The sequence below is a fragment of the Ruegeria sp. HKCCA4812 genome (assembly GCF_013034245.1).
Taxonomy (GTDB): Bacteria; Pseudomonadota; Alphaproteobacteria; order Rhodobacterales; family Rhodobacteraceae; genus Ruegeria.
This window is the reverse complement of record NZ_WQFQ01000001.1, coordinates 29,673-54,813: the sequence shown is the minus strand read 5'-3', so window position 1 is coordinate 54,813 and position 25,141 is coordinate 29,673. Positions and strand designations below refer to the sequence as shown.

Sequence of the window (25,141 nt, the reverse complement as noted above, 5' to 3'; positions counted from 1 at the left end):
GAGGCGGGGCTTTGAGATACTGGAACGTAATCGGGTTCAGCTACAGTTCAGAGGTATGGCAAAGCCGGAACTTTTCTCGGAGGTTCCTTTGCGGAATACACCGCCAGCTGGCAGACAGCCGGTGAAACGCTCTGTTTCTTCCGCAAAGCCTACACCGATCGAATTTTCGACCTTCACACTGTTCGAACTCGTGCGCAGCACACCAAACAAGGTGCCGTTGACACTGACAGTGCTGAGGAACAGGTTTGTGTCGCTTCCTTGCAGTTGAACAGCCGTGTTTGGCGTCTGCCCGCCATTGTCTATTGCAACTGAAGCCACCTTGGACGGCTCAACCTCATCACTCAAAAGCGTGACTGTCCGCAGTTCCGCCAGCTCTGCCGGAACGTTGGTCGCGTCTGGCAGAAAGGCGACGGCACCGGGTACGTCCGAAATCGTGCGCGGTTCGCCATCGATTCCAGTAAACCCGACACCTTCGCGGTTAAACGGGTCTTCACAGGCCGCTAGGGTCAGAACGGCAATTGTGGATAACAAGATTTTTTTCATGGCGGTCAACATTTTGTGGCGGTTTGCTGAAGCGTACTTGCAGGTTCCCACAAAAAGCAAGCCGCAGGGGATGCGATTGTCCCAAACGCTGATGCGCCACTGCAACGGACTGCCGCAGCCTGCCATCCGCTGAAATCAGGAAACCGGAACTGAAAAAGGGCTCTGTGCAACAGAGCCCTTTTTCGGAATTTCCATATGGAATGGCAGATTACTTGATCTTGCCTTCCTTGTACTCGACATGCTTGCGAACGACCGGGTCGTATTTACGAATGGTCATTTTCTCAGTCATGGTACGCGCGTTCTTCTTGGTCACATAGAAGTGGCCCGTGCCCGCGGTCGAGTTCAGACGGATCTTGATTGTCGTCGGCTTCGCCATGGTTATCTCCTGCGTCCGAAAAGGCAGGGGCCTTTCGGTTGAATTCCTATGAGCGTGCGCTTTTACGCGCTGCACCGCCTATGTCAAGGCCAATCGGATGATACAGGCACAGGAATCTGGTGCAGGTTCAACTAGGCAGGGTTGGCGCGCCCATATACGTGTGAATCTGGTCTCTTTCCGCGTCGGAAAGACCCAGAGCGGTGGACAATTGCCGCAGGTAAGATGCCTCGCGCACGTTGTCCAGACGGATCGCAGCCAGGGAAGTTGCATAGATCTGCGTCTTGAGCGGCGCACCAGAATCAGCCGCCAATCCCATGACGTCAATCGGTGCGTTCAGCTGCTCTTGCACGAATGCGCGCTCTTCCTCGCTGACATCATCGCCCAATTCACCCAGGATGATTTCCTTTTCCTGTTCGTCCAGTTCACCATCTGCCTTGGCAGCCTGAATCATTGCGCGCAGCATGAGTTTTGCCTGCTCTTCCATCGCTGCACCCGCGGGCGTGCCGCCGAACACGGTTTCCATCATGTCACCTGTGTGTTGATTGGCAGTTTTGGCGGCCCCTTGCATGGCGTTCAACAACCCACCCAAACCAGCGGCTCCGGCTGTGCTGCCGCCAACCCCCATCTTGCTCATCATGTCCTGCAAGCCTGACGCGCCACCGGGCAGACCAAATTGTTCTGCCATTTTGCCCAGCTGATCCATGCCCAAACCACCGCCGGCACCTTGCATCATGTCTTGCAGCCCGGCCATGCCGCCCATCTTCTGATATTTTTCCATGCCCTTGGCCGCAGCAAAACCAATGGCCACGGACGCCAGCGTTTTCATAAAGCTCATAATCAACCTCCCATATCTTCAAATTGGTTCCGAAAGTCTAACAGCCGAATGCAATCCCGAATACCGTGCTCAACCTGAACGCGACCGACCCATAGCCCGGCACATGATAAAGCCCAAAGAATGCATGTAATTTGCTGTCTTGTTTGTACATATCACGGATTCGTGATAGGTTCGCCCATCCAAGAAGCCGAATTCAGGCTCGAAGGCCGAGGCAGCGTGAATGGGTTCAACCCGCAACGAGCAGAGCTGTTTTATGCGACTTTTCTTGGGGGGCTATCATGACAGAATGGGCTATTCAGGCCGAAGAACTGGCCAATTGCAATTGCAACTTCGGTTGCCCGTGTCAGTTCAGCGTACTGCCGTCACACGGCAATTGCGAGGCGGTTGTGGTCTTTGACATTCGCAGCGGTCACTACGGTGACACTGATCTGGGCGGTCTTCGGGCGGCAGGGGTCTATCATTGGCCGGGACCAATTCATGAGGGCAACGGTCAGATGCAGCTGATCATTGATGAAAGAGCAACAGCTGAACAGCGGGCCGCGTTGCAAGCAATCATGACCGGTCAGGATACGGATGAAATGGCCACGTTCTGGTATGTCTTCAGCGCCATGGCGCCTTTGAAACATGAAACCCTGTTTGTTCCGATTGAACTGGACTGGAACCGCGAAGAACGCAGCGGATACGCCAAGGTTGCCGGAGTTTTCGATGTTGAGGTCAATCCGATCCCTCATATCGTATCGGGCGCACCTCACCGCGCGTCGATACAGTTGCCGAACGGCTTTGAATACCGCCATGCCGAAGCGGCATCGGGCAGTGCGACTACGACGGGTGGTCAAATCAAGCTGACCTTTGACGCAACCCATGCTCATCTGGCGCATCTGAACATCTCGGGCCATGGCGTCTTGGGCGCATAAGCAGAGAACAACGATGACCAAACAGAACGCATCGCCCCGGGGCGGGACGGTTGAGTGGTTGCTGAGACAGGACAGCGCGATTGTTCTGGGAAGCGTTCTTCTGATCATCCTCGGTGCAACCTGGTACACGATAGCTGGCGTCGGGATGAACATGTCCGCGGTCGAGATGACCCGGATGGCCGGCCCTGTCGGAGATCCCATGCAAATGGGCCCGGCAGCAGCGTGGAGCGCAAGCTATGCCTTGCCGATTTTTCTGATGTGGTGGGTCATGATGATCGCCATGATGACCCCAAGCGCTGCGCCTGCCGTTCTTCTGTTCATCGCGGTCAAGCGGACAGGGCCTGAAAAGCACCGGACGGTTGCGTTCAGCCTGTGGTTTTTAACCGGCTATCTGGTGGCCTGGGGGGCGTTCAGCCTGATTGCAACCGCATTGCAATGGGGGCTGGAACAAATCGGGTTGTCCGACGGGCCGATGATGACGATCAGTTCGGGTGTCTTCGCAGGCAGCGTTCTGCTGGCGGCTGGCGCCTATCAGTTTTCAGCTTTGAAAAACGCATGCCTGCGCCACTGTCAGAGCCCCGCACGTTTCCTGGCCGATCACAACCGACCCGGAACATTCGGTGCTTTCCGCACCGGTATCCTGCACGGCACGTATTGTCTGGGATGCTGCTGGGCACTGATGCTGCTGCTTTTCGTCGGAGGGATCATGAACCTCTACTGGATTGTCGGAATTGCCGCCTATGTCGCGCTGGAAAAACTTTTGCCCGGGGCCCGGTGGCTTGTGCCGGTAACAGGTTTTGCGCTGATCGGCGCTGGCCTCTGGTTCATCACGGCACCGTTGTTTTCCGGCACCTGATTTTGAACGGCCCCGGGGTCGGCTGACTTGAAGACCCAAAAACGATTTGATGTAACAGGAGGTATCAATGCCCATTTTCATTACTTACGCATCTTACTCGCAAGCCGGTGTCAAAGGCATGTTGCAAAAGCCCGAGAACCGCACCGGTCCGGTGAAGGCTCTGCTGGAAAAAGTAGGTGGCAGGTTGCTGTCCTTCTACATGACAACCGGCAGCAACGACGTGGTTGTGATCAGCGAAGCCCCTGATGGCACAGACGCCGTGGCCGTTGGCATGGCTGTCGCCGCGTCGGGTGCAGTGACGAACATCGAAACCGTTCGCGCCTGGACTGCGGACGAGTTCACGTCGATAACCGAAAAGGCGGCGGCGCTGACCGGCTCCTACACGCCGCCCGGAGGATAGGAGGATACGCGCGGAGGACCTGTAAGCCGGATCTTGTTCCGGGGTTGCCCCCTTCGATGACCATTCCTCTAGGCCGTGCATTGCTGCGCGGCTCAAGCTGCCAACCCGGTCCCTCTCGGCCAAGACGTGCCTAGCGGCGGTATCGGCTTGCGCCGACCGGCCCGCGCGGGGACCCTATTTGGCATTGCTCCCGGTGGGGCTTGCCGTGCCGCCCCTGTTGCCAGGGGCGCGGTGGGCTCTTACCCCACCGTTTCACCCTTACCCTGAACCAAAGTTCCGGGCGGTCTGATTTCTGTGGCGCTTTCCGTCGGGTTGCCCCGCCCGGGCGTTACCCGGCACCGTTGTCTTGTGGAGTCCGGACTTTCCTCTCGGGCCTTGCGACCCCAGCGGCCATCCGGCCCTCCGCGCGTGGGTTGGGTAGGCTCTGCGGTCGGCGGCGTCAAGGGTGGATGGTTCAGAGAAGGGGCCAGCCCCTTCTTGGCCTGCGGCCAATTCAACCCCGGGGTATTTTCAGCCAGATGAAGGGCGGATCAGGAGTGCGGGATCAACGGTGCAAAGTCGGCTTGCTGCAAAGGCCCCCTGCCCCATGGGCGGTATCGAAGGCGGACGGCATGCAACAGCGTATCATCGTCTACATCAGCGCTGAAACCGGCAGCCTGAGCCAGATTTCGGAACTGGCCCTTTGATGCAGTTTGCGGACCAGCGGCATATCCGCGGGGCGTGGCCAGCAAGTTGCGCTCGAGCCGCAACCAGTCAAATCGCGGACCGGGGTCAAATTTGCGCCCAGGCGCCATGTCCGAATGGCCGATAACACCGTTTGGCAAGATGGCCCAACGGTGCATTATCTGGCGCAACAGCTGTTCCAGCCGATGCATCTGGGGTTCGGGGAACGGATGCTTGCCGGCGTTGTCCAGCTCGATGCCTATGGAACGAGAGTTGATGTCGGCCTGACCGTGCCATTCTCCGGCACCCGCGTGCCAGGCCCGGTCTTCTTCGCGCACCATCTGCCACAGCTTGCCATCATTGCCGATCAGGTAATGGGCCGAGACCTCGGCCTTTGGGTCGCACAGACGATCCAAAGCCGCCTGCGCGCTGTCCATCGCCGTGTAATGGATCACGATCAAGGATGGTGTCAGACCATCTCGGCGCTCACCAAAATTGGGTGACGGATGCCAGATCGGGTTCAGGGGGTCAGTTGCTGACGGCACTGCGGAACGGGCTCGGGTCCCAGCCACACGCATAGCCATCCCCATCCGGGTCCAGACCTTTGCGGTCGCGCTGGGGGCCGCCATTGGACAGAAACTCGATCTGAGCCTGATCAGGGGATGGGAATTGCGCGCAGTTCCTCTGAGCCTTGGCCTGAAGGTTGAAACCGGACCGGCTGTAAAGTTGCACACCTACCGGATTGGACGTGCTCAGCGCGTATTGCACAATGTTTGTCTGGCCGCTCGCCGTACGCTCGGGCACTGCCGTCGGGGCCACGAGTTCATACGTCTGGCGGTTCTGCTCGATCCGGGCGGCGTCGGATTCGATGCTGCGGCGTTCGGACACGGCGGCAAAATCCTGTTCATCCGAAATCGCGCCAGTGTTCGCCACGGGAACCGCCGTAACCGCGGCTGGGTTTTGGCCAGATGTGCTGGCCAATGCCGCCGCGGTCTGGTTGGCGATATCCGCGTTTTCACCCGTGGCAACAGGCGCCGTACCCGGGGCGCCCAGCGGTTGTTGTGAAACTTCGACCGGGGCCAGCAGAGGGTTGCCGGCCACGCCCTGACCTGCCAATTGAGCCTCGCGCTGCGCCTGGTATTCAGGCGTGTTGAAACCCGTGCTGGTCAGCGGCGCGACATCCGTGCACGCAGCTGCCAGTGCAAGAGCGGGGACCAAAAGCAAAACGCGCATTGTTTGGCTCCGTGTCTAGTGCTTCAGTTGCCCGAGGCTTACCACCATTTCCCGGGCTTGGCCACAAAACCGGCCGCGTTTTCCAGCGCATAGGCGGTATTGAGCAGGTCGTCTTCTTCCCAGGGACGCCCGATCAGCTGCAATCCCAGCGGAAGACCTTGTGTGTCCAGCCCTGCGGGGACCGAGATACCGGGCAGTCCGGCCAGGTTCACGGTCACGGTGAAGACATCGTTCAAGTACATTTGAACAGGATCTGCTTCGGCCATTTCGCCCAGACCGAAGGCCGCCGATGGGGTTGCCGGGGTCAGGATGGCGTCGACCCCGGCCGCGAAGACATCTTCGAAGTCTTTCTTGATCAGCGTGCGCACCTTGCGGGCACGGTTGTAATAGGCGTCGTAGAAACCAGCCGACAGAACATAGGTGCCGACCATGACCCGGCGCTGCACTTCGTGGCCAAAGCCCTCGGCGCGGGTCTTTTCGTACATCTCGGTGATGCCATCCCCCTGCGCCAACTGTGCACGATGCCCATAGCGGACACCGTCATAGCGGGCGAGGTTCGAGGACGCCTCGGCCGGGGCGATCACATAGTAGGCAGGCAGCGCATACTTGGTGTGCGGCAGCGAGATATCGACGATCTCGGCCCCCGCATCCTTCAGCATCGCGGCACCATCGGCCCAGAGCTTTTCGATCTCGGCGGGCATGCCGTCCATGCGGTATTCCTTGGGGATACCGATCTTCTTGCCCTTGATGTCGCCAGTCAGCATCGCTTCGAAATTCGGAACGGCCAGATCCGCACTGGTCGAATCCTTGGCGTCATGGCCGCACATGGTTTCCAGCATGATCGCGGCGTCGCGGACATTCTTGGTCATCGGACCGGCCTGATCCAGCGAGGACGCAAACGCCACAATGCCCCAGCGCGAGCAACGACCATAGGTCGGCTTGATGCCGGTGATCCCGACAAAAGCCGCGGGCTGCCGGATGGAACCGCCGGTATCGGTACCCGTTGCTGCAAGGCACAGATCGGCAGCAACGGCGGCCGCAGATCCGCCCGACGAACCGCCCGGCGTCAGCTGCGCATCATCGTTGCCACGACGCCACGGGCTGACCGCGTTGCCATAGACCGATGTTTCGTTGGACGAGCCCATGGCGAATTCGTCCATGTTCAGCTTGCCCAGCATCACCGCGCCTGCGTCGGCCAGTTGCTGTGACACGGTGGATTCGTATTCCGGCTTGAAGCCTTCAAGAATGCCCGACGCGGCTTGTGACGGCACGCCCTTGGTGCAGAACAGGTCCTTGATGCCGATCGGCAGGCCACACATTGACGGAGCGTCCCCACCCTTGATCCGTTCATCCGCGGCCTTGGCGCGCTCCATCGCGATCTCGGGCGTCTTGTGGACGAATGCGTTCAGCGCATCTGCTTCATCAATGGCTTTCAAGCAGGCTTCTGTCAGCTCAACAGAGGTGACGTCGCCGGCTCGCAACGCGTCGCGGGCCTCGGCCAGGCCCAATTTGTTCAGATCGCTCATGTCTTACTCCACCACTTTGGGGACTGCGAAGAACCCTTCGCGGGCGTCGGGGGCGTTGGCCAGAATCTTGTCCTGATGATTGCCATCGGTGACTTCGTCCTGACGGCGCTTGAGGCGCATGGGTGTGACCGAAACCATCGGCTCGACACCTTCCACGTCCACTTCGTTCAGTTGTTCGATGAACCCAAGGATGGTGTTGAACTCGGATGCCAGCGCCGGTAGCGCGTCATCCTCGACCTTGATCCGGGCCAGTTTGGCCACTTTGGCGGCGGTGCTTTGGTCAATCGACATCGGCTTCCCTCATCTATGTTAGGGGGCGTTTACCCGTCTGTAGCGGCAGTCGCAAGACCGGGGTGCCCTGGGCAGGTCCGAGTTTGGAACTCCCCCCTCTTCTGAGGCCATTCAAAACTGAATGACCGGTATGCAAAAAAGTAAACCGAATAGTTCATTATCGATCTTGAAAACTAAACTGTACTGTTCATTTTATTTATGCGACATAACGCAAACCGGAGAAAAAACATGAAACCCCTGATAACAGCCGCAGTCTTGTCCGCCACGATTTTGGCCGCACCGGCCATGGCTTTGGGTATCGACACAAGCAACCTGACACGCACGTTGACCTTCCCGTCCCCTATCACGGAACCGGTCACGCAGGATCAGGTTAAACCTGCCAAGTAACGCGCAGGTCCTGGCCGGGTCAGATATCCCCTCTCTGACCCGGCTGTTTTTCATTTTCGAGGATGCACATCCCAGAGCAAGCCGCTAGCATGACGTCGAATACAGAGTAGAACTGCGCCGAGGTTTCGTAGTTCAGGCAAGCCAGTGGAGCAGATGATGAGCGCGCAAAAACAAGCGGTTCTGGACGCAATCGACGCAGCCAATGCAAATGACCCCAACCAAGATGAGGGCCGCCCCGCGGCGCTGTTGTATGGCGAACGCATGAGTGCCGAGCTGGGCCGCCTGTTTCCGGACGCTTCCGACGCCCTTCAAATCGCCGCGCGCGGGCAGCATGTGGAACGTTGGAAACTTGCCCGCAGTGAATATCCCGAAGGCCGGGTTGGATACCTGTCATGGCGCAAGGCGCAGGGCGAACACCATGCCGACGTGGTCATGGGGTTGATGACCCGCGAAGGTTACGATTCAGAACAGGTCGAGGCCGCAGGGCGCATGTTGCGCAAACAGGGCATCAAGCGGGACGCGGAAGTGCAGGCGTTGGAAGACGTGATCTGCTTTGTGTTTCTGAAATGGTATTTCCAGCCCTTTGCCGCAAAACACTCGGCCGAGAAAATCCAGAGCATCGTTGAAAAAACGGCCCGCAAGATGTCGCCCGAAGGCCGCGCTCGGGTGTTGAACGAATTTGATCTGCCCGACCATCTGGCCGCAGCCTTTCAGAACTAGAATCGGACCACGGCGGTTTCGTTGACCTCCTTGTCACGAGGCTCGGAGGACACAAGCGATCCTCCCGCGCCTCAAGACGCCGGGCCTTTGCAGAAACGGCCCCTGACAAGAGCTGCGCGATAAACCTCGATCATCCATCCCAGCATGATGGCATTCAGGATATGCCACATGAAATGCGTCCCCATTGGCCATTGCCTGCAAATTGGCAAATCCAGCGCCCGGAACGTGATCGACAGAATCAGGATCAAGGCCCCGATTGTCATCCCTTTGGCCAGGATCATGTCTTGGCCCCGCAGCAGGAACGCATAGATCAGGATCAACAAAGGGACCGGCGCGTAAACCGCCGACCCGCCAAGCCCCGGCACAAGCTGGAACAGGGGCGCAACGAGCGCCGCATAGGGAAGAAACAGAATCGTACCGCAGATCGCCATTCCGGACGACATGCGACAGATGTCGCGGTTCACCGCATATATATAGACCAATATGAACAGCAGGATCGGCGCCACATCCGCCAAAGCCGCCCAAACCCGGGCATGGGTGTGAAACAGATAGCTTCCGATCCCGATCATGGCCAAAATCACGACCAGACCCTTGGCCAGCGGCATGTCCTGATCGCGCACGCGCCGCCACATGACCCATGCGGAAATCAGAAAAGCAGCGTTCGTGATCGCGTTGATCGGCTCGGCCCAATAATCCGGCGAGACGCGTTCACAATAGCCATCAATTTCTCGAATCCAGTCCATGGAAATTTACATAGCCGATGCTAGGCTGGAGCCAAGACAAGACTTGAGAGGAATTCCGGAATGAACATTATCTGGCTGGGCCATGGCAGTTTTCGCATTGAAACGCAGGGGCAGGTTCTGTTGATCGACCCGTGGCTGACCGGCAACCCGGTCTTGCCCGAAGATCGGCACGATGCCGTGCTGGAAGGGGCGACCCACATTCTTTTGACCCACACGCATTTTGACCACGTGGCCGATGTACTTCCCCTGGCAAAGCACCTGAAAATCCCCGTTGTCGGACAATATGACCTGATGGGATACTGGAGCGAAGCGGAAGACATTGAGACCATCGGTTTCAACAAAGGCGGCACCGTCGACCTGAACGGCGTCATGGTGACAATGGTACCGGCCTCTCACAGCTCGACTTTTTCAACACCGGACGGTCTGCGCACCGGCGGCAGTGAAGTCGGCTTCATGATCGCGGCCGAGGGGCGTATGCTCTACGTCTCGGGCGATACCGACATCATGGCCGACATGGAATGGATGGGGGATTACTACAAGCCCGATATCGGCATCCTTTCGGCCGGCGGGCATTTCACCATGGATATGAAAGCCGCCGCCTATGCCGCGAAACGGTACTTTGACTTCAAGACGGTCATCCCATGTCACTACAAGACGTTCCCCATTCTGGAACAATGCGCACAGGCATTGATCGACGAGTTGCCCGGGGTCGACGTGATCGAACCTGAGGTTATGAAAGCCATCACCCTCTGACGACAGAGCAGCGCGTCAGCCCGGCTTGTCCTGGCGGCGCGCTTCGAAGAAGGCCTTCAAAAGCGCGGCAGCCTCTTCGCCTGCAATCCCGTCATAGACTTCGGGCACGTGATGAGCCTGTGCATGCGAAAACACGCGCGCGCCATGCGCCACGCCCCCGGACTTGGGGTCTGCCGCACCGTAATAGATCCGCCGGATGCGCGCGGCCGCCAAGGCCGCGGCGCACATCGCGCAAGGCTCCAACGTGACGTAGAGATCATGATCCGGCAGCCGTTCAGAGCCCGCCTGCGCACAGGCTGCACGCAAGGCCATGATTTCCGCATGGGCCGTGGGGTCATTCAACTCGCGCGTCCGGTTTCCGGCCACGGCCACGACCGCTCCGTCCGGTCCGACGACAACGGCCCCCACGGGCACCTCGCCGCGGTCAGCGGCTGCGCGCGCCTCGGCCAGGGCCTGTTGCATATGCGATTTGAATACCATGCCCCCTGACTGCCGCAGAAACCCGCCTTTCGCAAGCGCCCGGGATGCGGTATGGCCCTGACATGAACAAGACCCCACCCCCCGGCGATCGGATCGCCAAAGTCCTGGCCCGCGCTGGCGTAGCGTCCCGGCGCGAGGCTGAACGCATGATAGAAGCGGGCCGAGTGGCAGTGAATGGCAAGACCATCGACAGCCCCGCCCTGAACGTGACCGCGAAAGACAAGATCGCAGTCGACGGCAGGCCGGTCTCGGAACCGGAACCGTCGCGTCTGTGGCTGTATCACAAACCCGCCGGGTTGGTGACGACGACCCGCGACGAAAAAGGACGAGAGACAATATTCGACAAGCTGCCCGACGACATGCCACGGGTAATGAGCGTCGGTCGGTTGGATCTGAATTCCGAAGGATTGCTGCTGTTGACCAACGATGGCGGCATCAAGCGCAAGCTGGAACTGCCCTCGACCGGCTGGTTGCGGAAGTACCGCGTGCGGGTGAACGGTCGCCCGAAGGACGAAGATTTCGAACCGCTGCGCAAGGGGTTGGTAATCGAGGGAGAACGGTTCCAGCCAATGACCGTCTCATTGGATCGCCAACAGGGCGCAAATGCCTGGCTGACGATCGGTTTGCGCGAAGGCAAGAACCGCGAAATCCGCCGCGCGATGGAAGATATTGGTTTTACCGTGAATCGTCTGTTGCGCGTGTCCTACGGCCCCTTCCAGCTTGGGACGTTGAAACAGGGCGAGGTCGAAGAAGTCCGTCGCCGGGTCATGCGGGACCAGCTGGGGCTGGACGCCGAAGACAAACCCGGCAACCCGCCCAAACGCCCGTCACGGCCCAAAAGAAAACGACCTCAGATCGGCAAGAATCCCCGTAAGTGATGTGGGTTCGGCAACCTTCCCCCTAGCGCTAAGCCCGCGCATACCCTAAATTTTCAGTGAAAGCTGCTATTTGGGGGGCGTGATGTCCGGAAGCGGAGTGCAAAAACTGGCCTACGCTGTGCTGTTGGTGCTGTTGTTTGGCGTCTGCACTGGTTTGCTCGGAGGTCTGTAAGCCATGGCAAAGCGGTTTGGCGGCAAATACAGCCCACCGGGGGATGAATCGGAAAACACCCCACTGCCCAAGGGTCAGTTTGACGGCGCACGGGTCGAGCCCGCTGGCGCACGTGCGAATATTCTGTTTCTACCCGCCATTCCTTTGGTGTTTCTGTCCCTGAACGACGGCGCGATTGGTATGACGCTGGGGCTGGTCGCCGCTGGTTTTCTTACGGCGGCCGCATTCTTGCTGCGAGAAGGTCTGAGAGCCGAAGCCGCGTACAATGCCCGCAAAACCGCCCGACGCCCTGCTTTTCCGCGGAAGATATTTGCCAGTGTTCTCACCGGTCTTGGTGCTGGCCTTGCGTCTTACAGGTCCGAGTTTCTGGACGCTGAAGCGGCAGCGCAGGTCAGCCTGTTGGCCCCCGTGCTGTTTGGTGTCGCAGCGACCGTTCTGCATTCTGTCTCATTCGGGCTTGATCCGATGAAGAACAAGGGCATGGAGGGAGTCGACACCTTTCAGCAAGACCGCGTGGCGCGCGTGGTCGATGATGCCGAGAAGCACTTGTCGGAAATGACGGATGCAATAAAACGCGCGGGCGACCGTCGAGTCGAAGCCCGGGTCGAGCGATTTCAGGACACCGCACGTGACCTGTTCCGCACGGTCGAGGAAGACCCCCGCGATCTGGCCGGTGCCAGAAAATATCTGACTGTGTATCTACAGGGCGCGCGTGATGCGACTGTCAAATTTGCTGATGTCTATGCGCGCACCCGCGACGCGCAGGCACTGGCCGACTATTCCGCCCTTCTGGACGATCTGGAACAGAATTTTGCCGCGCGTACGCGGAAAATGCTATTGGATGACCGCAGTGATCTGACGGTCGAAATCGACGTGTTGCGTGAAAGATTGCAGCGCGAAGGCGTCCGGCTGGACTGACCGGCCATATTTGAGCGAGGAACATACCCATGTCCGATGAGATCAAGAACAAGGCAGTTCAGGCCGAGACTCTGGTACAGGAAGTCACCGCAGTTGCCCTACCCGAACCGCAAGCCGAAGTCGTGTCGTTGGAGGAAGCCGACGAACCAGTCAGCGCCGAAATTCGCAAGCGGATGAATGAAATCGACATGGACAACACCAATTCGATTGTCGCGTTTGGCTCGTCCGCTCAGGCCGAGCTGCAGGAAATCAGCCAGGCCATGCTTGCGGATGTGCGCAACAAGGATGTCGGCCCGGCCGGAGACAGCCTGCGCAATATCGTGACCACAATCCGCGGTTTCTCGGTCAGTGAACTTGACGTGCGGCGCGAGCGCAGCTGGTGGGAGAAACTGTTGGGCAGGGCTGCACCGTTTGCAAAATTCACAGCGCAATACGAAGAGGTTCAAGGCCAGATCGATCGCATTACCGACGATCTTCTGGGGCATGAGCATACGCTGCTCAAGGATATCAAATCTCTGGATCTGCTTTATGAGAAGACCTTGGGCTTTTATGACGAACTGGCGCTGTACATCGCTGCGGGCGAAGAGAAGCTGACCGAGCTGGACAGCCACGACATCCCTGAAAAGGAAGCCGAAGTTCAGGCCGCTCCAGAAGACCAGCAAGTGATGAAGGCACAGGAACTGCGTGACATCCGTGCGGCGCGTGACGACCTAGAACGCCGGGTTCATGACCTGAAACTGACACGACAGGTCACGATGCAGTCGCTGCCGTCGATCCGCTTGGTTCAGGAAAACGACAAATCGCTGGTCACCAAGATCAACTCGACACTGGTGAACACGGTCCCGCTGTGGGAAACGCAGCTGGCCCAAGCGGTTACGATACAACGCAGCGCCGAAGCCGCCGCCGCGGTGCGGGATGCCAACGACCTGACGAACGAGCTTTTGACTTCGAATGCGGCCAACCTTCGCGAATCGAACAAGATGATCCGCCAAGAGATGGAGCGCGGCGTGTTCGACATCGAAGCGGTCAAGCAGGCCAATGCCGACCTGATTGGCACCATCAACGAAAGCCTTGCCATTGCGGACGAAGGCAAGGCCAAACGCGCCGCAGCCGAAGCCGAGTTGCAGAAGATGGAAAAGGAACTGCGCGACACTTTGGCGGCCGCCAAGGCGCGCCGCGACGGAACCGGCGACACTGCCGGTACGGCGGTTCCCGGCTAAGGGCGGGATCGGCGTGCGGGCCTTCGGTTACTTGAAAGGGACCTTAGGGGTGGTATCGCTTTTGGCTCTGGCCAATTGCGACGAGACGCTGACGTCATCTGTTGTTCCGCAACCTCGCCCGACACCCGCACCCGTGGCAGCCAATGCCTATGTGCCACCGTCGGCCGCAAGTCAGGATCTGGCGCGTTTTTATCAGCGGGTTGAACGGGACTTGCTGGTGCGGGGGCTTTTGCGCACCGATGGGGGTGGCCCGGACACCCCCTATGATGCCGACGATCTGGCGCGAAATTTCGAAGCGATTGCGTTCTACAGCGAGTATCCGACGCAGAGCGTCTCGGTTGGCTCGCGTCAGACGGACGGGCAACTCAGCCGATGGTCCGGCTCTGTCCGGATACAGACCGAGTTCGGGCCCTCCGTGCTTCCCTCTGCACGGCAGAAAGATGCAGATCAGGTGCGGTCCTTTGCAACCCGACTGGCCAGATTGACCGATCATCCGGTTTCCGTTGTCTCCCGCAACGCCAATTTCCATGTCTTTTTTGCAGGCAAGGATGACAGCGCCTATGTCGTATCCCGCCTCAAACAGCTGATCCCGAATATCAGTCAGGACTCGCTGAATCTGGTGGCCAATCCACGTGCAAATTTCGACTGTCTGGTGTTTGCATCGGCAACGACCTCATCACCGCACAGATACGTACGTGCCGTGTCCCTCATTCGGGCGGAATTGACGGATTTGGGTCGCCAAAGCTGCATTCACGAAGAAATTGCTCAGGGTCTTGGTTTGTCCAATGACAGCCCGGCAGCGCGACCTTCGATTTTCAACGATGATGACGAATTTGCCTTACTGACCAGTCACGACGAAAAACTGCTGACGATGTTGTACGACCCACGCTTGCAGCCCGGCGTAGGCGTTGATGAAGCGCGACCCATTGTACGAATTATCGCACATGAATTGATGGGGCAGTCGCTCTGACCCCAAGGACAGGAGAACCCAAATGGGAATATTCGATTTTCTGACCGGAGAATTCATTGATGTCATTCATTGGGTGGACGACACCCGTGACACGATGGTCTGGCGGTTCGAGCGTGAAGGCCACGAGATCAAGTATGGCGCCAAGCTGACCGTGCGCGAGGGCCAGGCGGCCGTATTCGTGCACGAAGGCCAGCTGGCCGACGTTTTCACGCCGGGCCTCTATATGCTTGAAACCAACAACATGCCGATCATGACGACGCTGCAACATTGGGATCACGGGTTCCAGTCGCCGTTCAAGTCCGAGATCTATTTCGTCAACACGACCCGGTTCAACGATCTGAAATGGGGCACCAAGAACCCGATCATGCTGCGCGATCCCGAATTCGGCCCCACCCGGATCCGCGCCTATGGCACCTACACGATCCGGGTGAAGGACCCGGCCAAATTTCTGGTCGAGATCGTGGGCACCGACGGTGAATTCACGATGGACGAGATCAGCTTTCAAATCCGCAACATCATCGTGCAGGAATTCAGCCGGGTGATCGCGGGCTCGGGCATCCCGGTTCTGGACATGGCTGCAAACACCGCCGATCTGGGCAAGCTGATCGCCGCCGAGGTCTCGCCCGTGCTCGACGGTTATGGGCTGGAAATGCCGGAATTCTACATCGAAAACATCTCACTGCCGCCGGCGGTCGAGGCGGCGCTGGACAAGCGCACCTCGATGGGGCTGGCGGGGGATTTGGGCAAGTTCACCCAGTATTCCGCGGCCGAGGCGATGACGGCGGCAGCCAGCAACCCAAGCGGTGGCGGCGGCATGGGCGCTGGCCTTGGCATGGGAATGGGCATGGCGATGGCGAACCAGATGTCGAACATGGCAGCGGGTCAGTCGTCAGGCCCGTGGGGCGCGCCCGCGCCCGCTGCCCCGCAACCATCCGCGCATGTAGCCCCGCCGCCTCCCCCGCCGGTGGAGCATGTGTGGCATATCGCGGTGGACGGACAGACCAGCGGCCCGTTCTCGAAGGCCAAGATGGGCCGCATGGCCAGCGAGGGTGAAATTACGCGTGACACTTTCGTGTGGACGCCCGGCCAGGACGGATGGAAGAAAGCGGGCGAGGTGCAGGAACTGGCGCAGCTGTTCACGATCCTGCCGCCTCCGCCGCCCGGGGCGTGAGGCATCGGCATGACCGCATCGCGGAAACGCTCGAAGACAGGCGGGCGCAAAGCACCGCAGCCGCAATTCATCTGCCCTTGCTGCGGTTATGTCACCCTGGCCGAGCGCGGGGCCTATCTGATCTGCGCGATCTGCTTTTGGGAGGACGAGGACATTCTGTACGACAAGAACCCCCGCGAGCCCTCTGCCGCCAACCACGGCCTGACACTGGCCGAGGCGCGCGAGAATTTCAGGGCAATCGGGGCCTGCGAGGTCGCGATGCTGCCGCATGTCCTGCCCGAGGAGCAGCGCGCAGCCTATCTTCACTTTCCCCTCGACAAGTGACCACCTATGACCCAGCCTCCTGCCCCGCCATCCGGTTCTGCGGAACATCGTTTTCCATGTGACAATTGCGGCGCGGATTATCGATTCGACCCGCAATCCGGCACTCTGACCTGTGACCATTGCGGCCATTCCGAACCGATCGGTGCCGGCCCCTGGGGCGGCGCCAGCCTGCGCGAGCTGGATTTCGACGCTGCCATCGCCGACCGCCTGCCCGACAGCGAAATCGAAGAGACGCGGGTTCTGTCCTGCCCGAACTGTGCAGCGCAGGTTGAATTTGATCCCGACACCCATGCTGCGGAATGCCCGTTCTGCGCCACCCCGGTCGTGACGGACACCGGGGTGAACCGGCATATCAAACCGAAAGGCGTTCTGCCCTTTGCGCTGGACGAACGCGCCGCCCACAAGGCCATGAGCGACTGGCTGGGAAGGTTGTGGTTCGCGCCGAACGGGTTGAAAGATTATGCCCGCAAGGGTCGCAGGATGCAGGGCATCTATGTGCCCTACTGGACCTTCGACGCCGATACGAAGTCGGCCTATCGCGGAGAGCGCGGCATAGTCTACTATGAAACCCGCACCGTCATGCGGGATGGCAAACGGGTGCGACAACAGGTGCCCAAGGTCCGCTGGACGCCCAAGTCGGGCCGGGTGGCGCGATTTTTTGACGACGTATTGGTATTGGCCTCAAGGTCCCTGCCCAAGGCTTACACGGATGCTCTGGAGCCTTGGGATCTCCCGGCTCTGGAACCTTACCAGCCAGAGTACCTCGCCGGTTTTCGGGCCGAGGCCTATACGGTCGAGCTGAAAGATGGATATGCCGAAGCACGCGCATATATGGCCCGCGTGATCGAGCGGGACGTGCGTTTTGATATTGGGGGCGACAGGCAACGCATCCATGCAGTGGACACCGATGTGCGCGATGTCACGTTCAAACATATCCTGCTGCCGGTCTGGTTGGCGGCGTACAAGTATCGCGGTCAGACCTATCGTTTCGTGGTGAACGGCCGGACAGGTCGGGTTCAGGGAGAACGCCCCTGGTCGGCAATCAAGATCACGATCGCCGTTGTGCTTGGCCTGCTGGTTGCCGCGGGCATCGGATACCTGATGGCGACCGGACAGCAATGACCTTCGGGGGTTCCTCCGCCGAAAACTCCGCGGCGGAACCCCTTGAACATCCCCGGCTTCTCACCCATCCTGCCGCCGGCTGCCCCGGAGGAGAAGACGACGTGACCCTGGCCGACCTGAACACGCTTCTGACCGCGCGCCATTCCTGCCGCGCCTTTCGGCCCGACCCGGTGCCACGTGGTGACATCGAACAGATCGTGGCCAGCGCGTCCCGTGTGCCAAGCTGGTGCAATGCGCAACCTTGGCAATTGGTCATCACCAGCAAAGACGAAACCGACAGGTTCCGCGACGCGATGTCAAACGAAGCCAGGAACGGCACGCCGGCCCCCGATCTTCCTTTTCCCGCTTCCTACTCCGGCGTGTATCAAGACCGCCGCCGGACGTGCGGCTGGGCGCTCTACAGCGCGGTTGGCGTAGAACGGGGGGACCGCGAAGGATCGGCGCAGCAAATGATGCAGAACTTCGCCCTTTTTGGCGCACCGCATTGTGCCATCATCTCAAGCCCGGCAGAGCTGGGACCTTATGGTGCAATGGATTGCGGCGGCTTTGTCACGGCTTTTGCGCTCGCCGCTCAGGCTTTGGGCGTGGCAACCATCCCGCAAGCGGCATTGGCGGCGTACAGCCCTTTTTTGCATCAGTATTTTCAGATCCCCGATGACCGGTTGATCCTATGCGCAATTTCCTTTGGCTATTCGGATATGGATCATCCTGCAAACAGCTTCCGTACGGAACGCGCGGCATTGGGTGACTTTGTGGACTGGCGCGGCTAAACCATCGCTCAGGCAGGCTCAACGTTTCGGGGGAGGAACCAAGTGCGCGCATTGCTGCAAAGGGTGACACAGGCCAAAGTGTCGGTCGAAGGCACCGTCATCGGCAAAACTGGTCCCGGGCTCATGATTCTTGTCTGCGCCATGCAGGGCGACAGCAAGGCACAGGCAGAAAAACTGGCCGAGAAAACCGCGAAACTGCGGATTTTCAAGGATGACGCCGGCAAGATGAACCGCTCGCTTCTGGATGTTGAAGGCTCTGCTTTGGTGGTCAGCCAGTTTACACTGGCGGCGGACACCTCCAGTGGCAATCGCCCCGGATTTTCAAACGCGGCCCCGCCCGAGTTGGGAGAGCAGTTGTACAAGGTCTTCGCAGAGCACCTTGCCGCGCAGGGGATCGCGGTGGAAACCGGACAGTTCGGCGCGGACATGGCGGTTGAGCTTGTAAATGACGGGCCGGTCACGATCTGGGTGGAGAATTGATGGATATTGAAAAGCAAGCTGTCAGGTTGTGGCAGGCCGGTGTTGATGCCGTCGGCGGGTACGAGGCCACCCTGGCCGCCTTGCCTGATGTCCCGAAACCAGACCGTATTCTGGCCGTGGGCAAACCCGCGGCAGCCATGGCGCGGGCTGCGCTGGAACATTTCGGCGCCATCCCCACGCTTGTGGTCACCAAAGACGGGCATGGCCACGACCTGCCGGCCGGGGTCGAGGTGATCGAAGCGTCACACCCCGTTCCGGACGACCGCAGCCTGGCGGGCGGGCGGGCGCTGCGCCTGGCCATAGAACAGATGGGGCCCGGATCACATGTTCTGCTGCTGGTCTCGGGCGGCGCGTCATCCCTGGCCGAGGACTTGCTTCCCGGAACATCGCTGGCGGATCTCGAGGCGTTGAACCGCGAGCTGCTGTCGAAGGGGCTAGATATCCGCGCAATGAATGCCGAGCGGCGCAAGCTGTCGCGCATCAAGGGCGGCGGCCTGCTGTCCCATTTCGCCGGAGACCGCGCCACGGTTCTGGCGATTTCGGATGTTCCCGGAGACGACCTGAACGTCATCGGATCGGGAATCGGAGCATTGCCCGACAAGCATTCCTTTGCCGCCAGCACCCGGATCGTTGCTTCGAACGCGCACGCCCGCAATGCCGCTGCCAAAGCAGCGGAAACAATGGGGCTGAGGGTTTTGACCAATGATGAGGCCCTGCACGACGACTATTTGCAGGTCGCGGCGCGTCTTGGGCCCATGCTGCGTGGAATGGAAAAGGGCGTGATGATCTTTGGCGGAGAACCGACCGTGGTCTTGCCTGATCACCCGGGACGTGGCGGCAGAAATCAGGCCCTTGCGCTTGCTTTGGCAAAAGAGATCGCGGGACAAACGGATCTTGCGGTGATTGTGGGCGGCACCGACGGCACGGATGGCCCGACAAATGCGGCGGGTGGAATCATAACCGGAGCAACCTGGGGTGAGGGCGCCGAACGCGCCCTTCAAAACGCCGATAGCGGGTCTTTCCTGGAAAAAGTCCAAGGCCTGCTGACAACCGGGCCAACCGGCACCAATGTCATGGATCTGGTTGTCGCGATACGTGGATGAATTGACGCTTATCATGCCGCTTTGGCCCGCAATCGACCAGAAACTACCCGAAAATGCAGAATGTACCTGAACACCCACTCAGAAATTGCCGCACACCGGACAACAAAGCGAAGGCTTCGGCCTTCGGCATTTAGGAGAAATAACCTTGCCCGGTTCGCGGAAATAAGCCAACGTTGACTCATGCGTCAACAAAAAGCCCCCCAAGGGGCTGGAACCACTCAATAGGGAGAACACTCAATGAATGAACAAATAACGCATATGGCCGGTCAGGTCACAGCCGGGAAGATGACTCGCCGCGAATTCATGGGGAAAGCCGCGGCCCTGGGTGTTTCGGCTGCGATGGCCAGCACGATGTTCGCGGACGCAGCGCGCGCAGCAGGCCCGAAAAAAGGCGGTGACCTGAAATTTGGCCTTCAGGGCGGCGAATCCACCAACTCGCTGGATCCCGCGACCTATGCCAGCTCGGTTCCGTTCCAGAACGGCAAGCAGTTTGGCGACCAGCTTGTAGAAGTTGCACCCGATGGGTCCATCGAACCGCGCCTGGCGGAAAGCGTCGAAGGCAGCGCGGATGCCAAGGTTTGGACGTTCAAACTGCGTCAGGGTGTCGAATTCCACAACGGCAAGACCATGACCAGCGAGGACGTGCTGAAGACCATGCAGCGCCACTCGAACGAAGACTCCAAGTCTGGTGCCCTTGGTATCATGAAGGGCATCGAGTCGATGAAAGCCGATGGTGACAATTTCCAGGTCACTCTGTCCGAGCCAAACGCGGACCTTCCGTACCTGATGGCCGACTACCACCTGATCATTCAGCCCGATGGCGGCATGGACAATCCCGGAGCAGGTATCGGAACCGGACCGTACAAGGTGGAAGTAGACGAACCCGGTGTGCGCCACTTGTTCACAAAATACGAGAACCACTGGAACTCTGATTTTGGTAACTTCGACAGTGTTGAAGTCGTGGTTATCAATGACGCAACAGCGCGTACCGCTGCATTGCAATCGGGTCAGGTCCACGCCATCAACCGTGTTGAACCAAAGGTCGCGGACCTGCTGGGGCGCGCACCCAATCTGACCGTGCACTCGACTGCTGGCCGCGGCCACTATGTCTTCATCATGCACTGCGATACCGCACCGTTCGACAACAACGAACTGCGCACGGCCCTGAAGTATGCCATCAACCGTGCGGATCTGGTGGACAAAGTACTCCGCGGCTATGGCTCGATCGGTAACGACATGCCGATTAACGCAGCCTATCCACTGTTTGACGAGACAATCGAACAGCGCGAGTTCAGCGTGGAAAAAGCCGCCGAGCACTACAAGAAGTCCGGTCATGACGGTTCGCCGATTATTCTTCGTGTTGCAGACGGTGCCTTCCCGGGTGCCGTGGATGCCGCAGCCCTTTTCCAACAGACGGCGGCCCAGGCTGGAATTCCGCTGGAAATCAAGCGCGAGCCGAATGACGGCTACTGGTCCGAGGTTTGGAACGTACAGCCCTTCTGTGCCTCTTACTGGGGCGGTCGTCCGGTGCAGGACCAGATGTATTCGACCGCGTATCTGTCGACGGCTGACTGGAACGATACACGTTTCAAAGTTCAGGCATTTGACGACCTGCTGTTCGCGGCTCGTGCAGAACTGGATGTCGAGAAACGCAAGGGCATCTATAGCCAGATGGGCCGCATGGTCCGTGATGAAGGCGGTCTGATTTGCCCGATGTTCAACGATTTTGTCGAAGGTGTCAGCAACCAACTGGATGGTTGGGAAAGCGACCCGACACAGGAAATGATGAACGGCAACATGTCCCGCAAAATGTGGTTCGTCTGATACGGGCATCGGATAATGCATCCTATCATAAAACTGGTTTCCCAGCGCCTCGCGCTGGGAATTCTATTGCTGTTTGGCGCTTCGGCCTTGATTTTTGGCCTGACCGAAGCTCTTCCCGGAGACGCCGCGCAAGCCGTCCTGGGGCAGTCCGCAACTCCCGAGGCCTTGGCCAACCTTCGCGAAGAAATGGGCCTGAACCGCCCGGCCCTGACCCGTTATTTTGAATGGCTGGGCGGCATCGTTCAGGGCGACCTTGGCCAATCGCTGACCAACAAACTTGATATTGCCGAGAGCATCGGAAAACGCCTCGGGAACACGTTGTTCCTGGCTTGTGTCGCGGCAATCGTATCCGTCCCGCTTGCGATCTTTCTGGGTCTGCTGGCTGTCCGGTTCCGCAATCGCTGGCCCGACAAACTGATTTCCGCCGTCACGCTGACAACGGTTTCCATCCCCGAGTTCCTGATCGGCTACGTCGTGATCTACTACATCTCAGTCAAGCTGGGATGGTTTTCCTCGCTTGCGATGATCAACGACTCGATGTCGTTCTGGCAAAAGCTGAACGCGATTGCGCTGCCGGCCTTCGTTCTGACACTGGTGGTCCTGGCGCAGATGATGCGGATGACCCGCGCTGCAATTCTGAACCTCATGCAATCAGCTTACATCGAAACCGCCGAACTCAAGGGCCTGAGCACATTTCAGGTCATCGCGCGGCATGCCTTTCCCAACGCAATTTCGCCCATCGTGAACGTTGTCATGCTGAACCTCGCCTACCTCGTTGTCGGCGTCGTCGTGGTCGAAGTCGTGTTCGTCTATCCCGGCATGGGGCAGTACCTTGTGGACGCCGTGACCAAGCGTGACGTGCCGGTTGTACTGGCCTGCGGCGTGGTGTTCGCGGCTGTTTACATCGGCCTGAACATGGTCGCGGATATCGTCTCGATCCTCGCCAACCCAAGACTGAGGCATCCGAAATGAAAAACATCCCTATTTCGGCACTGATTGGCCTCATATTCACCGGCGCCTATTTCTTCGTGGCCATTGCGGCCCCGTTGATCGCGCCCTACGGGATGGCAGAAGTGGTCGGCGATGTATGGGAGCCGGCCAGCGCCGAACACCTGCTGGGCACCGACAATATCGGCCGTGACCTGCTGACCCGCATGATCTATGGCGGTCGCACGACGATCTTCATTGCCGCCGCAGCGACATTGCTCAGCTTCTTGACCGGTACATCGCTTGGTCTTCTGGCCGCCGTTCTGGGCGGTTGGGCGGATCAGGCGCTTAGCCGGACAGTCGATCTGATCATGTCGATCCCTACCCTGATACTTGCGCTGGTCATTCTGGCCATCGTTCCGGTTACTGTTCCGATCCTGATCCTTGTCATGGGGCTTTTGGATGCGACACGCCCTTATCGCCTTTCGCGCTCCGTCGCCGTGGATATCAACGTGATGGATTATGTCGAAGCCGCCAAACTGCGTGGTGAGGGGCGGACATGGATCATCTTCCGGGAAATCCTGCCGAACGCATTGTCACCCCTGGTGGCCGAGTTCGGCCTGCGGTTCATTTTCATGGTGCTTTTCATCTCTACCCTGTCCTTCCTGGGTCTCGGCGTTCAACCGCCGCTGGCCGACTGGGGTGGCATCGTGAAGGAAAACAAGGACGGCATCGTGTATGGCATTGGCGCGGCCCTGTACCCCGCGGTGGCCATCGCGACGCTCGCGATCTCGGTCAACCTTGTCGCTGACTGGATCCTGAACCGAACCACATCGTTGAAAGGAGGTCGGGGATGAGTGATACCCTTCTCAAGGTCCGTGACCTCAAGATCGGTGCGACCGTTTACCCACCGGGTGAGAAACCCCATGACATCGAAATCGTGCACGGGGTCAGCTTTGACCTCGAGCGCGGCAATGTATTGGGTCTGATCGGTGAATCCGGCGCTGGGAAATCCACCATCGGTCTTGCCTCGATGGCCTATGGCCGGGGTGGCGTTGAAATCACCGGCGGCGAAGTCTGGGTCAACGGGCGCGACATCCTGAAATCATCGCATGGCGATATTCGGAATCTGCGCGGGGGTGAGGTTGCCTATGTCTCGCAATCTGCCGCCGCGTCGTTCAACCCGGCCAAGAAGATCATGGATCAGGTTGTCGAAGCAGCTGTCGAGCACAAGAAGTTTTCGCGCAAAGAGGCCGAGGCCCGCGCGCGTGAGCTGTTCGCAAAGCTGGGCCTGCCTGACCCTGACAACATCGGCAACCGTTACCCGCACCAGGTTTCGGGCGGTCAGTTGCAGCGTTGCATGACCGCATTGGCACTGTGTCCTGAGCCCGATCTGGTGGTGTTCGACGAACCGACCACGGCGCTGGATGTGACCACCCAGATCGATGTTCTTATGGCGATCAAGGATGCCATACGCGATACCGGCGTTGCCGCTTTGTACATCACGCATGACCTGGCGGTTGTTGCGCAGGTCAGCGACGATATCATGGTTTTGCGGATGGGTGACACAGTCGAATACGGCAGCACCGATCAGATCATCAACAACCCACAGGAAGAATATACTCAGGCTTTGGTCTCGGTGCGTTCGATCGAGCACGAAGAAAAGCAGCCCACACCGGAACCGCTGCTTACCGTTGACGGGATCACCGCGCGCTACAAGGGGCTGAACTTCGACGTGCTGCACAACGTCAATGTCGAGCTTCATCCGGGGCAGACGCTGGCGGTCGTGGGCGAATCCGGTTCGGGCAAATCCACGCTGGCCCGGGTGATCACCGGCCTGTTGCCGCCGCGCGATGGCGAGATCCGTTTTGCCGGTCGCACGCTGTCGCCGGACCTTGCGGGGCGTTCTCGGGAGGATCTGCGCGAGTTGCAGATGATCTATCAGATGGCAGACGTGGCAATGAACCCTCGCCAGACCGTCGGTACCATCATCGGCCGCCCGTTGGAGTTCTATTTCAACATGCGTGGCGCTGAAAAGCGCAAGCGGATCATCGAGCTGTTGGATGAGATCGAGTTGGGCGAAAAGTTCATCGACCGCTATCCTGCGGAACTGTCCGGAGGTCAGAAGCAGCGTGTCTGTATCGCCCGGTCACTGGCAGCCAAGCCCAAGATGATCATCTGTGACGAGGTCACTTCGGCGCTGGATCCGCTGGTGGCAGACGGGATCCTCAAGCTGCTGCTGGACCTGCAAAAGATCGAAGATGTGGCCTATCTGTTCATCACCCATGATCTGGCGACGGTCCGCGCGATCAGCGACAGCATCGCGGTGATGTATCAGGGTCGCGTGGCCCGTTATGGCTCGAAGAGCCAGGTGCTGAGCCCGCCCTTCGACGATTATACCGATCTGCTGCTCAGTTCGGTGCCTGAAATGCATCTGGGCTGGCTGGAAGAAGTTGTCGCCCATCGCAAGATGGAAAGCGCCGGCCACTGATCCGGTTCGTGACATTTCGATGAAGGTTTGAAATCCCGGCACCTTGTGTGA

At 59.2% G+C, this 25,141-nt stretch carries 29 protein-coding genes and 1 other RNA gene; 20 read left to right on the top strand and 10 right to left on the bottom strand.

Features of this window, described 5'->3' with window-relative positions; all coding sequences use genetic code 11:
• Window positions 1–36: 36 nt before the first annotated feature.
• From GOW04_RS00290 to GOW04_RS00280, 3 genes are all read right to left on the bottom strand, one after another.
• Entirely contained in the window at window positions 37–543 is a 507-nt protein-coding gene (locus GOW04_RS00290) for a hypothetical protein (protein ID WP_171231198.1), read from the bottom strand.
• Between the two features lie 208 nt (window positions 544–751).
• Window positions 752–919, bottom strand: a complete 168-nt coding sequence (gene rpmG / locus GOW04_RS00285) for a 50S ribosomal protein L33 (protein ID WP_037309480.1) — start codon at window positions 917–919, stop codon at window positions 752–754.
• 127 nt (window positions 920–1,046) lie between these two features.
• Window positions 1,047–1,754 carry a DUF533 domain-containing protein gene (locus tag GOW04_RS00280; protein ID WP_171231197.1) on the bottom strand — a complete coding sequence of 236 codons (708 nt, stop codon included), beginning with the start codon at window positions 1,752–1,754 and terminating at the stop codon, window positions 1,047–1,049.
• Between the two features lie 278 nt (window positions 1,755–2,032).
• Between GOW04_RS00280 and GOW04_RS00275 the strand changes: the two genes are divergently transcribed.
• The 3 genes from GOW04_RS00275 (at window position 2,033) to GOW04_RS00265 (ending at window position 3,924) form a co-directional block, all read left to right on the top strand.
• Complete coding sequence (locus tag GOW04_RS00275) at window positions 2,033–2,668, top strand: DUF1326 domain-containing protein (protein WP_171231196.1); 636 nt, start codon at window positions 2,033–2,035, stop codon at window positions 2,666–2,668.
• A 13-nt stretch (window positions 2,669–2,681) separates the two neighbouring features.
• On the top strand, window positions 2,682–3,524 hold the full coding sequence (locus tag GOW04_RS00270) for a DUF2182 domain-containing protein (RefSeq protein WP_171231195.1): 843 nt from the start codon (window positions 2,682–2,684) through the stop codon (window positions 3,522–3,524).
• Between the two features lie 67 nt (window positions 3,525–3,591).
• The gene (locus GOW04_RS00265) at window positions 3,592–3,924 is read left to right on the top strand and encodes a GYD domain-containing protein (RefSeq protein ID WP_152458759.1); all 333 of its coding nucleotides are present in this window, start codon (window positions 3,592–3,594) and stop codon (window positions 3,922–3,924) included.
• 6 nt (window positions 3,925–3,930) lie between these two features.
• On the opposite strand, the gene rnpB is transcribed toward GOW04_RS00265, so the two are convergent.
• The 5 genes from rnpB to gatC all read right to left on the bottom strand — a co-directional run bounded on the left by rnpB (window position 3,931) and on the right by gatC (window position 7,637).
• Window positions 3,931–4,330: RNase P RNA component class A (gene rnpB / locus GOW04_RS00260), an RNA gene on the bottom strand.
• Between the two features lie 124 nt (window positions 4,331–4,454).
• Window positions 4,455–5,165 carry an N-acetylmuramoyl-L-alanine amidase gene (locus tag GOW04_RS00255; RefSeq protein WP_171231194.1) on the bottom strand — a complete coding sequence of 237 codons (711 nt, stop codon included), beginning with the start codon at window positions 5,163–5,165 and terminating at the stop codon, window positions 4,455–4,457.
• Window positions 5,116–5,820 (bottom strand): hypothetical protein, encoded by a 705-nt coding sequence (locus tag GOW04_RS00250; protein ID WP_171231193.1) that lies wholly within the window; start codon window positions 5,818–5,820, stop codon window positions 5,116–5,118. Before GOW04_RS00250 ends, GOW04_RS00255 begins: the two co-directional genes overlap by 50 nt.
• A 38-nt stretch (window positions 5,821–5,858) precedes the next feature.
• The gene (gatA, locus tag GOW04_RS00245; protein ID WP_171231192.1) at window positions 5,859–7,346 is read right to left on the bottom strand and encodes an Asp-tRNA(Asn)/Glu-tRNA(Gln) amidotransferase subunit GatA; all 1,488 of its coding nucleotides are present in this window, start codon (window positions 7,344–7,346) and stop codon (window positions 5,859–5,861) included.
• Window positions 7,347–7,349: 3 nt separating this feature from the next.
• Window positions 7,350–7,637 (bottom strand): Asp-tRNA(Asn)/Glu-tRNA(Gln) amidotransferase subunit GatC, encoded by a 288-nt coding sequence (gatC, locus tag GOW04_RS00240; protein WP_171227827.1) that lies wholly within the window; start codon window positions 7,635–7,637, stop codon window positions 7,350–7,352.
• A 228-nt stretch (window positions 7,638–7,865) separates the two neighbouring features.
• On the opposite strand from gatC, the gene GOW04_RS00235 reads away from it, so the two are divergent.
• Together GOW04_RS00235 and GOW04_RS00230 are read left to right on the top strand one after the other, a co-directional pair.
• On the top strand, window positions 7,866–8,024 hold the full coding sequence (locus GOW04_RS00235; protein WP_171167089.1) for a hypothetical protein: 159 nt from the start codon (window positions 7,866–7,868) through the stop codon (window positions 8,022–8,024).
• Window positions 8,025–8,180: 156 nt separating this feature from the next.
• Window positions 8,181–8,744, top strand: coding sequence for a DUF4202 domain-containing protein (locus tag GOW04_RS00230; RefSeq protein WP_171231191.1), 564 nt, complete (start codon window positions 8,181–8,183; stop codon window positions 8,742–8,744).
• 71 nt (window positions 8,745–8,815) lie between these two features.
• Here the strand turns inward: GOW04_RS00230 and GOW04_RS00225 are convergent, their stop codons facing one another.
• Window positions 8,816–9,487, bottom strand: coding sequence for a ceramidase domain-containing protein (locus GOW04_RS00225; RefSeq protein WP_171231190.1), 672 nt, complete (start codon window positions 9,485–9,487; stop codon window positions 8,816–8,818).
• A 60-nt stretch (window positions 9,488–9,547) separates the two neighbouring features.
• On the opposite strand from GOW04_RS00225, the gene GOW04_RS00220 reads away from it, so the two are divergent.
• Window positions 9,548–10,240 carry a metal-dependent hydrolase gene (locus tag GOW04_RS00220; RefSeq protein WP_171231189.1) on the top strand — a complete coding sequence of 231 codons (693 nt, stop codon included), beginning with the start codon at window positions 9,548–9,550 and terminating at the stop codon, window positions 10,238–10,240.
• A 15-nt stretch (window positions 10,241–10,255) separates the two neighbouring features.
• Here GOW04_RS00220 and GOW04_RS00215 read toward each other — a convergent pair whose 3' ends face one another.
• Window positions 10,256–10,720: a nucleoside deaminase gene (locus GOW04_RS00215; protein ID WP_171167083.1), complete on the bottom strand. Its 465-nt coding sequence runs from the start codon at window positions 10,718–10,720 to the stop codon at window positions 10,256–10,258.
• A 62-nt stretch (window positions 10,721–10,782) separates the two neighbouring features.
• On the opposite strand from GOW04_RS00215, the gene GOW04_RS00210 reads away from it, so the two are divergent.
• From GOW04_RS00210 to GOW04_RS00145, 14 genes are all read left to right on the top strand, one after another.
• Window positions 10,783–11,598, top strand: a complete 816-nt coding sequence (locus tag GOW04_RS00210; protein WP_171167082.1) for a pseudouridine synthase — start codon at window positions 10,783–10,785, stop codon at window positions 11,596–11,598.
• A 175-nt stretch (window positions 11,599–11,773) separates the two neighbouring features.
• Window positions 11,774–12,688 (top strand): 5-bromo-4-chloroindolyl phosphate hydrolysis family protein, encoded by a 915-nt coding sequence (locus tag GOW04_RS00205; RefSeq protein WP_171231188.1) that lies wholly within the window; start codon window positions 11,774–11,776, stop codon window positions 12,686–12,688.
• Window positions 12,689–12,717: 29 nt separating this feature from the next.
• Window positions 12,718–13,908, top strand: a complete 1,191-nt coding sequence (locus tag GOW04_RS00200) for a toxic anion resistance protein (protein WP_152458777.1) — start codon at window positions 12,718–12,720, stop codon at window positions 13,906–13,908.
• A gap of 49 nt (window positions 13,909–13,957) precedes the next feature.
• Entirely contained in the window at window positions 13,958–14,878 is a 921-nt protein-coding gene (locus GOW04_RS00195; RefSeq protein WP_171167076.1) for a DUF2927 domain-containing protein, read from the top strand.
• A 22-nt stretch (window positions 14,879–14,900) separates the two neighbouring features.
• Entirely contained in the window at window positions 14,901–16,049 is a 1,149-nt protein-coding gene (locus GOW04_RS00190; protein ID WP_171231187.1) for an SPFH domain-containing protein, read from the top strand.
• Between the two features lie 9 nt (window positions 16,050–16,058).
• Window positions 16,059–16,373: a CPCC family cysteine-rich protein gene (locus GOW04_RS00185; protein ID WP_171231186.1), complete on the top strand. Its 315-nt coding sequence runs from the start codon at window positions 16,059–16,061 to the stop codon at window positions 16,371–16,373.
• Window positions 16,374–16,379: 6 nt separating this feature from the next.
• The gene (locus tag GOW04_RS00180) at window positions 16,380–17,495 is read left to right on the top strand and encodes a TFIIB-type zinc finger domain-containing protein (RefSeq protein WP_171231185.1); all 1,116 of its coding nucleotides are present in this window, start codon (window positions 16,380–16,382) and stop codon (window positions 17,493–17,495) included.
• A gap of 101 nt (window positions 17,496–17,596) precedes the next feature.
• On the top strand, window positions 17,597–18,265 hold the full coding sequence (locus tag GOW04_RS00175) for a nitroreductase (protein WP_371814331.1): 669 nt from the start codon (window positions 17,597–17,599) through the stop codon (window positions 18,263–18,265).
• A 42-nt stretch (window positions 18,266–18,307) separates the two neighbouring features.
• Window positions 18,308–18,745, top strand: a complete 438-nt coding sequence (gene dtd / locus GOW04_RS00170; protein WP_171114725.1) for a D-aminoacyl-tRNA deacylase — start codon at window positions 18,308–18,310, stop codon at window positions 18,743–18,745.
• Window positions 18,745–19,848, top strand: coding sequence for a glycerate kinase (locus GOW04_RS00165; RefSeq protein WP_171231183.1), 1,104 nt, complete (start codon window positions 18,745–18,747; stop codon window positions 19,846–19,848). The genes dtd and GOW04_RS00165 overlap by 1 nt, the downstream gene beginning before the upstream one ends.
• A 237-nt stretch (window positions 19,849–20,085) precedes the next feature.
• Window positions 20,086–21,672, top strand: coding sequence for an ABC transporter substrate-binding protein (locus GOW04_RS00160; protein ID WP_171231182.1), 1,587 nt, complete (start codon window positions 20,086–20,088; stop codon window positions 21,670–21,672).
• Window positions 21,673–21,687: 15 nt separating this feature from the next.
• Window positions 21,688–22,644 (top strand): ABC transporter permease, encoded by a 957-nt coding sequence (locus GOW04_RS00155; protein ID WP_152458791.1) that lies wholly within the window; start codon window positions 21,688–21,690, stop codon window positions 22,642–22,644.
• Window positions 22,641–23,456: an ABC transporter permease gene (locus GOW04_RS00150; protein WP_152458793.1), complete on the top strand. Its 816-nt coding sequence runs from the start codon at window positions 22,641–22,643 to the stop codon at window positions 23,454–23,456. Before GOW04_RS00155 ends, GOW04_RS00150 begins: the two co-directional genes overlap by 4 nt.
• A complete protein-coding gene (locus GOW04_RS00145) occupies window positions 23,453–25,090 on the top strand; it encodes an ABC transporter ATP-binding protein (protein WP_171231181.1) in 1,638 nt (545 codons plus the stop codon). The genes GOW04_RS00150 and GOW04_RS00145 overlap by 4 nt, the downstream gene beginning before the upstream one ends.
• Window positions 25,091–25,141: the final 51 nt, after the last annotated feature.

Bases quoted from the DNA above. Each gene is read 5' to 3' on its own strand.
- GOW04_RS00290 (WP_171231198.1), bottom strand. From the start codon at position 543: ATGAAAAAAATCTTGTTATCCACAATTGCCGTTCTGACCCTAGCGGCC.
- rpmG (WP_037309480.1), bottom strand. From the start codon at position 919: ATGGCGAAGCCGACGACAATCAAGATCCGTCTGAACTCGACCGCGGGC.
- GOW04_RS00280 (WP_171231197.1), bottom strand. From the start codon at position 1,754: ATGAGCTTTATGAAAACGCTGGCGTCCGTGGCCATTGGTTTTGCTGCG.
- GOW04_RS00275 (WP_171231196.1), top strand. From the start codon at position 2,033: ATGACAGAATGGGCTATTCAGGCCGAAGAACTGGCCAATTGCAATTGC.
- GOW04_RS00270 (WP_171231195.1), top strand. From the start codon at position 2,682: ATGACCAAACAGAACGCATCGCCCCGGGGCGGGACGGTTGAGTGGTTG.
- GOW04_RS00265 (WP_152458759.1), top strand. From the start codon at position 3,592: ATGCCCATTTTCATTACTTACGCATCTTACTCGCAAGCCGGTGTCAAA.
- GOW04_RS00255 (WP_171231194.1), bottom strand. From the start codon at position 5,165: ATGCGTGTGGCTGGGACCCGAGCCCGTTCCGCAGTGCCGTCAGCAACT.
- GOW04_RS00250 (WP_171231193.1), bottom strand. From the start codon at position 5,820: ATGCGCGTTTTGCTTTTGGTCCCCGCTCTTGCACTGGCAGCTGCGTGC.
- gatA (WP_171231192.1), bottom strand. From the start codon at position 7,346: ATGAGCGATCTGAACAAATTGGGCCTGGCCGAGGCCCGCGACGCGTTG.
- gatC (WP_171227827.1), bottom strand. From the start codon at position 7,637: ATGTCGATTGACCAAAGCACCGCCGCCAAAGTGGCCAAACTGGCCCGG.
- GOW04_RS00235 (WP_171167089.1), top strand. From the start codon at position 7,866: ATGAAACCCCTGATAACAGCCGCAGTCTTGTCCGCCACGATTTTGGCC.
- GOW04_RS00230 (WP_171231191.1), top strand. From the start codon at position 8,181: ATGAGCGCGCAAAAACAAGCGGTTCTGGACGCAATCGACGCAGCCAAT.
- GOW04_RS00225 (WP_171231190.1), bottom strand. From the start codon at position 9,487: ATGGACTGGATTCGAGAAATTGATGGCTATTGTGAACGCGTCTCGCCG.
- GOW04_RS00220 (WP_171231189.1), top strand. From the start codon at position 9,548: ATGAACATTATCTGGCTGGGCCATGGCAGTTTTCGCATTGAAACGCAG.
- GOW04_RS00215 (WP_171167083.1), bottom strand. From the start codon at position 10,720: ATGGTATTCAAATCGCATATGCAACAGGCCCTGGCCGAGGCGCGCGCA.
- GOW04_RS00210 (WP_171167082.1), top strand. From the start codon at position 10,783: ATGAACAAGACCCCACCCCCCGGCGATCGGATCGCCAAAGTCCTGGCC.
- GOW04_RS00205 (WP_171231188.1), top strand. From the start codon at position 11,774: ATGGCAAAGCGGTTTGGCGGCAAATACAGCCCACCGGGGGATGAATCG.
- GOW04_RS00200 (WP_152458777.1), top strand. From the start codon at position 12,718: ATGTCCGATGAGATCAAGAACAAGGCAGTTCAGGCCGAGACTCTGGTA.
- GOW04_RS00190 (WP_171231187.1), top strand. From the start codon at position 14,901: ATGGGAATATTCGATTTTCTGACCGGAGAATTCATTGATGTCATTCAT.
- GOW04_RS00185 (WP_171231186.1), top strand. From the start codon at position 16,059: ATGACCGCATCGCGGAAACGCTCGAAGACAGGCGGGCGCAAAGCACCG.
- GOW04_RS00180 (WP_171231185.1), top strand. From the start codon at position 16,380: ATGACCCAGCCTCCTGCCCCGCCATCCGGTTCTGCGGAACATCGTTTT.
- GOW04_RS00165 (WP_171231183.1), top strand. From the start codon at position 18,745: ATGGATATTGAAAAGCAAGCTGTCAGGTTGTGGCAGGCCGGTGTTGAT.
- GOW04_RS00160 (WP_171231182.1), top strand. From the start codon at position 20,086: ATGAATGAACAAATAACGCATATGGCCGGTCAGGTCACAGCCGGGAAG.
- GOW04_RS00155 (WP_152458791.1), top strand. From the start codon at position 21,688: ATGCATCCTATCATAAAACTGGTTTCCCAGCGCCTCGCGCTGGGAATT.
- GOW04_RS00150 (WP_152458793.1), top strand. From the start codon at position 22,641: ATGAAAAACATCCCTATTTCGGCACTGATTGGCCTCATATTCACCGGC.
- GOW04_RS00145 (WP_171231181.1), top strand. From the start codon at position 23,453: ATGAGTGATACCCTTCTCAAGGTCCGTGACCTCAAGATCGGTGCGACC.